The sequence below is a fragment of the Methanosaeta sp. UBA356 genome (assembly GCF_002496465.1).
Taxonomy (GTDB): Archaea; Halobacteriota; Methanosarcinia; order Methanotrichales; family Methanotrichaceae; genus Methanothrix; species Methanothrix soehngenii.
This window is the reverse complement of the sequence record NZ_DAKC01000098.1, coordinates 1-4,951: the sequence shown is the minus strand read 5'-3', so window position 1 is coordinate 4,951 and position 4,951 is coordinate 1. Positions and strand designations below refer to the sequence as shown.

At 53.6% G+C, this 4,951-nt stretch carries 4 protein-coding genes; 2 read left to right on the top strand and 2 right to left on the bottom strand.

What is annotated here, in order from left to right; translation table 11 throughout:
* Positions 1-1,974 (top strand): CHAT domain-containing protein (locus tag BP727_RS09030; RefSeq protein WP_286858421.1); only part of this gene is annotated, 1,974 nt, incomplete at its 5' end.
* 54 nt (positions 1,975-2,028) lie between these two features.
* Here the strand turns inward: BP727_RS09030 and BP727_RS09025 are convergent.
* Entirely contained in the window at positions 2,029-2,664 is a 636-nt protein-coding gene (locus BP727_RS09025) for a phosphoribosyltransferase (RefSeq protein WP_013719860.1), read from the bottom strand.
* A gap of 54 nt (positions 2,665-2,718) precedes the next feature.
* Between BP727_RS09025 and BP727_RS09020 the strand changes: the two genes are divergently transcribed.
* Positions 2,719-3,657 carry a DHH family phosphoesterase gene (locus tag BP727_RS09020; protein ID WP_013719859.1) on the top strand — a complete coding sequence of 313 codons (939 nt, stop codon included), beginning with the start codon at positions 2,719-2,721 and terminating at the stop codon, positions 3,655-3,657.
* 10 nt (positions 3,658-3,667) lie between these two features.
* On the opposite strand, the gene BP727_RS09015 is transcribed toward BP727_RS09020, so the two are convergent.
* Positions 3,668-4,870, bottom strand: coding sequence for a phosphoglycerate kinase (locus BP727_RS09015; protein ID WP_013719858.1), 1,203 nt, complete (start codon positions 4,868-4,870; stop codon positions 3,668-3,670).
* Positions 4,871-4,951 lie beyond the last annotated feature (81 nt).

Sequence of the window (4,951 nt, the reverse complement as noted above, 5' to 3'; positions counted from 1 at the left end):
GGGCATCCTCCTCCAAAGACGAGAAAGGATGAGGCAGATGTATTCGAATCAGTAGCATCTAAGGACGATGGAATTGGGATGTCTCTGCCAGAACAGATAGCTTCCATGAGTGAAGAGGAGAGAAGGAATCTATTCAGAGTAGCTCTGACTCGCCTTCAGATCCGTACAGTCAACACCGGCTTTGCACCCTCGCAGCATGCTGACAATCCCCTAGATCCTCAGACTCCCTTAAAGCCTGGTCAGACCTATTGCTTTTGGCTTGATATTGGCCGGCCAACTCTGAAATCTATCGAAACAGCGCCTGCAACGATTCCTGATTATGTGCCACCGAAAGCCAGGCTGGTGGTAGCCATCTTTCCCTTCGATGGTGAGATCGAGATCACTGAAGGGGCGGATGTAGGGGAGCTGGAGCTTCAAGATGATGGAACTGCCCGTGTGTTGCACCAGCCGGATCCATCAATGCGGGCAGTATCAGATGTAGATATCCTTAACCGACGCCTGCTCTTCCCGGTCAAGTCACCGGCACAAGAGGGCACATTCCGGTTGCGCTGCAATATTTATTACGAGCAGATCCTCATCCAATCCAGGCTGATAAGAGCTATCGTAGCAAATCATGGCCTGCAAAAAGAGGGAGCCCTGAGCTCGGAGGTTGATTACACCCTGAGCCACACCCTATGGGCAAATCATCTCAGGGGCTTTGCTCCTCACCGCCTCAGCATTCTCCTGAACAGCAATGGCGATGGCACCCATACCCTCAGCTTCTTTGGTGCCAAGGAGCAGGAGCCCATTTTCAAGAATAGCGCTGTGATACCGGCGACCGAACTGAAGAATCTGACAGAGAATGCCAGAAAAGCCCTGTGGAAAGCCTCATGGGGGGAAGAAAAGCCCTGGAAGGAGGGTGAAGGGCAGACCTATCGCTATCTAGATCGCTTTTCTGATGAGAATTTAAGTCTCAAGAGGCTTGAAGAGGATCTGATATCTCTGGCCAGAAGAGGGTATTTGCTTTATGATGCCATAATTGGAAAGTTCATCAAAACCCACAGCAAGACCAATGAGCTGGCGAGGTTGATGCTCAATCCTGGCATGGTGCAGATCGCCATAAGGGACTCGCCCACCCAGATTCTCCCGGCAGCTTTGATCTATGATTATCCTCTTGATACCAAAGCAGGTAGCTACAAGCTCTGCGAGGCTTTCTCCGCCGCACTTCAGAGCAATTCGCCTTTGGACAAAGCACCATGCTTTAATGGATTATGCCCCCACTCCAAGCGAGACGAAATGGGCAACCCAGATGGCTACGTCTGTCCAAGTGGATTTTGGGGCTTCAGGCATATCCTGGGATTTCCCACCTCTGTGCCCGACGAATCATCCTCGGAGATCGTCATGGATGATGGTCCGCATATGGTGGTATGTGTAGCCACAAACCTCGATCGCCTCGATGGGCATATGAGGGCGTTGCGAGAAATCAGGACCGATATATCCTGGCATTATTCAGATAAGCGGCTGGAGATCATCAATAACCTAAAGAGCCCGAAATCGCATCTGATCTATTTCTACTGTCATGGCGGGATTTCCACTAACAATATTCCCTACCTTCAGGTCGGAGATGGAACGGGCAACGATTTCATAGATGGATCGAATCTGAATGCTTTCAACATCGAATGGATAGAACCCAAACCACTGGTTTTTATCAATGGTTGCCACACTACTGCCCTGGACCCGGAAATGGCAATTAATCTGGTTGCCGACTTCGTCCGCTCGGGCAGCGCAGGGGTCATTGGGACAGAGACCACCATCTTCGAACCGCTGGCATGTAGCTTCGCCGAGGCGTGTCTGGGGCATTTTCTCAAAGACAAAAGCTCGATCGGAGATGCCATAAGGATGGCCAGGTTGAAGCTGCTCAAAGAATACAATCCCCTCGGTCTGGTTTATACCCCATTTGTCCTTCCCGATCTTCATGTAAAAGATAAGAGCTAAGTGCCACTGACTGCGGTTGCAGTCGGAGCAGACCGTTTTGATCGGGAGACGATACTATTCCCTCTTTTCCGCCGCCCTGAGGAGACGGATGACATCCTCATCCTCAAGCTGTGCAAACTCCTCGTAATGCTCAGATACTGAACAGAAATCAGGGGGCACATCCAGGGCGACAAGCTCATCGGCCTCTCTTCTGATCTTCTCTGCTGCCTCCATCGAAGAGACGGGAACGGCAACCACTATACTCTTAGGATGTTGCTTTTTCAGCACCATAATGGCCAGGAGGACGGTAAGCCCGGTGGCCATGCCGTCGTCAACCACTATGGCCACCTTCCCTCCCGCATTCAGGGGCGGTCTGCCTTCAAGATAGGCTCTTCGCCGCCTGTTCGCCTCTTCCATCTCCTCTTCTGCCCGCACGCCGAGCCATGCGGGATCCAGGCGGGAAGCGCCCAAGCTGTCGCATATCATCTCCCCATCCTCGGATATTGCGCAGACGGCGCATTCCCGGCTGCCGGGATAGCCGATCTTTCGGGTTATGAGCAGATCCATCGGAGCATCAAGGTGGCGGGCTACTTCATATCCCAGGACCACCCCACCTCTGGGAAGGGCATAGACCACCGAATCCTGGCCTATAAACCCGTCCAGGGCCCCTGCCAGCGCCTTTCCTGCCTGGGATCTATCCATAAAGAGCATAAAATATTGTCTGGCGGGAAAGAACTTATCTCTTTGGATTTGACCAATTCTCTTATGCTCATCTCAGAGGCCGAGTTCGGCTCCATCGTCAGCAGATACAAAAACGTCCTGTACCTGTGCCACCGCAACGCCGACCCTGATGCCATAGGGAGCGCCTTTGCCCTGGCCGGGGCCTTCGGAGGGACAGTGGGGGCGATAGACGACCTGAGCCGCATCGGAGAGGCTCTATCTGATATCATAGGAGCACATATACTGATCGATCCCTCAGAAGAGGGCTGGGACCTGATTGTGGTGGTGGACACATCCGTCCAGTTGCAGCTGGGCAGAATCCAGCTTGCCAGATATGGACTCATAGACCACCACCAGGATGAAGGGCTGACCCACAAGGCAGAATTCTATATCCAAAGGCCGGCCAAATCCACTGCGGAGATCGTCTGGAAGATCCTGAAGGACAATGGACGGCAGCCGAGCAGGGAGATGGCCCTGGGGTTAATGGCGGGGATTATCTCGGACACTGGGCGGTTCAAGCGAGCCAGCGCGGAGTCATTTCTGGCGGCCTCAGAGCTACTAGAGGCAGGAGGATTTGATTATGAAGAGGCATTGCAGGCCCTATCCGTTGCCCCGGACATCTCTCAGAGGATAGCAGTCCTCAAGGCAGCCTCCCGGGCAAAGATCGAGCGCCGGGGAGAATGGCTGATAGCCGCCTCCAGGATCAACTCCTTCGAGGGCTCATCGGCAGCAGCGCTGATAGACCTGGGGGCAGACGTGGCATTTGTAGCCGGAAGGCATGGCGATCGGGTCAGGATCAGCGCCCGGTCCAGCCGCAAAGCAGCGAATGCCGGCTTGAACCTCAACCAGATCCTGGGTGACATCGGCAGAGCCCATGGAGGTGACGGCGGAGGCCACAGTTCGGCAGCCTCCTTTGATGCCAGGGGCGATCCTGAAGCCCTTCTGCAGGAATGCAGAAATAGGGTGGCAGAGTTGCTGCCCTGATATTTCTTTTCTAAGCCTTGCGTACTTTTAGAGCGTACTTTTTCAGGGCTTCAATTCCCGGCAGGGGCTCTCCCGATAGGTAGGTGATGCTCGCACCGCCGCCCATGCTCACATGAGAGAACTTGGACTCCAGCCCCAGCTGTTCGATGGCGGCCACGCTATGCCCTCCGCCGGCGATGGAGTAGTCCGACTCGGCTGAGGCCTTCAGGAGCTCAGATGTCCCCAATTTGAACTTCTCCTGCTCAAATATCCCTGCCGGCCCGTTCATGACTGTAACCCGAGCATCCTTTAGCTCTTTGGAATAATCGACTATGGTCTCCAGACCTATGTCCGCTATAGGCAGATCGTTGGAAAGGGCGGAGACTGCGACGTCGATCCTCTCTCCATTCTTATTCAGGGCCACATCCACCGGCATTGCGATCTTGTCCGGATACTCTGCCAGAAGCTTAGCTGCAACCGGTATCTGCTCAAGATACTCCTGATCCTCTACGAACTTTCGATTGGCTTCACCAACATTGATTCCTGCTGCCATCAAGAAGACAGTAGCTACAACCCCGGAGGTCAGAATCTTGTCCGCTCCGCCGCGCCGCAGCACATTCTCTATCACCTTGATGGAGTCGTCCGCTTTGGTACCTCCTAATGAGTAGATCGTGGGATGCTCATCGCCCTTCAGCCCTTTGTCCAGAGCAGTGATCTCTTTGTCCATCAGAAGGCCGGCAATGCTGGGCAGAACCTCGGTGAATCCGACTACAGAACAATGAGAGCGATGGGAGACGGCAAAAGCGTCATTTATGAACAGATCGAATAGAGGAGCCAGCCTCTTCACCATATGGCTTTTAGCATGATCGGCAGGCGTGCGGTTCATGTTCTCTTCTGCATAAAAGCGGGTGTTCTCCAGGAGAAGAACCTCCCCTGGCATTAGGGATCTTATGGCCTCTCGAGCATGAGAGCCGAAGATGTCATCGATATAGGCAACATCGCGTCGAAGGAGTCTGGTGGCAGAGCGGGCATGGGCTTCCATGGTGGTATAGTCCTTCTTTCCCGCCCTGCTCTGATGGGCCATGAGGACCACCCGGCAATCCTCCAGAGCACGCAAAGTATCTAAATGGCTCTTGATCCGCTTGTCATCCAGGATATTTCCGCTCGGGTCCATGGGGGAGTTGAAGTCGACTCTAACCAGGACCCTTTTATTATCGAGTTTGACATCTTCCATCGTGAGATAATCCTTCAACTAAAGTTCCTCCCGGTGTGTTAGGGGTTATCGGAAGGAGTATAAAGTCGTTGCTGATTTGGG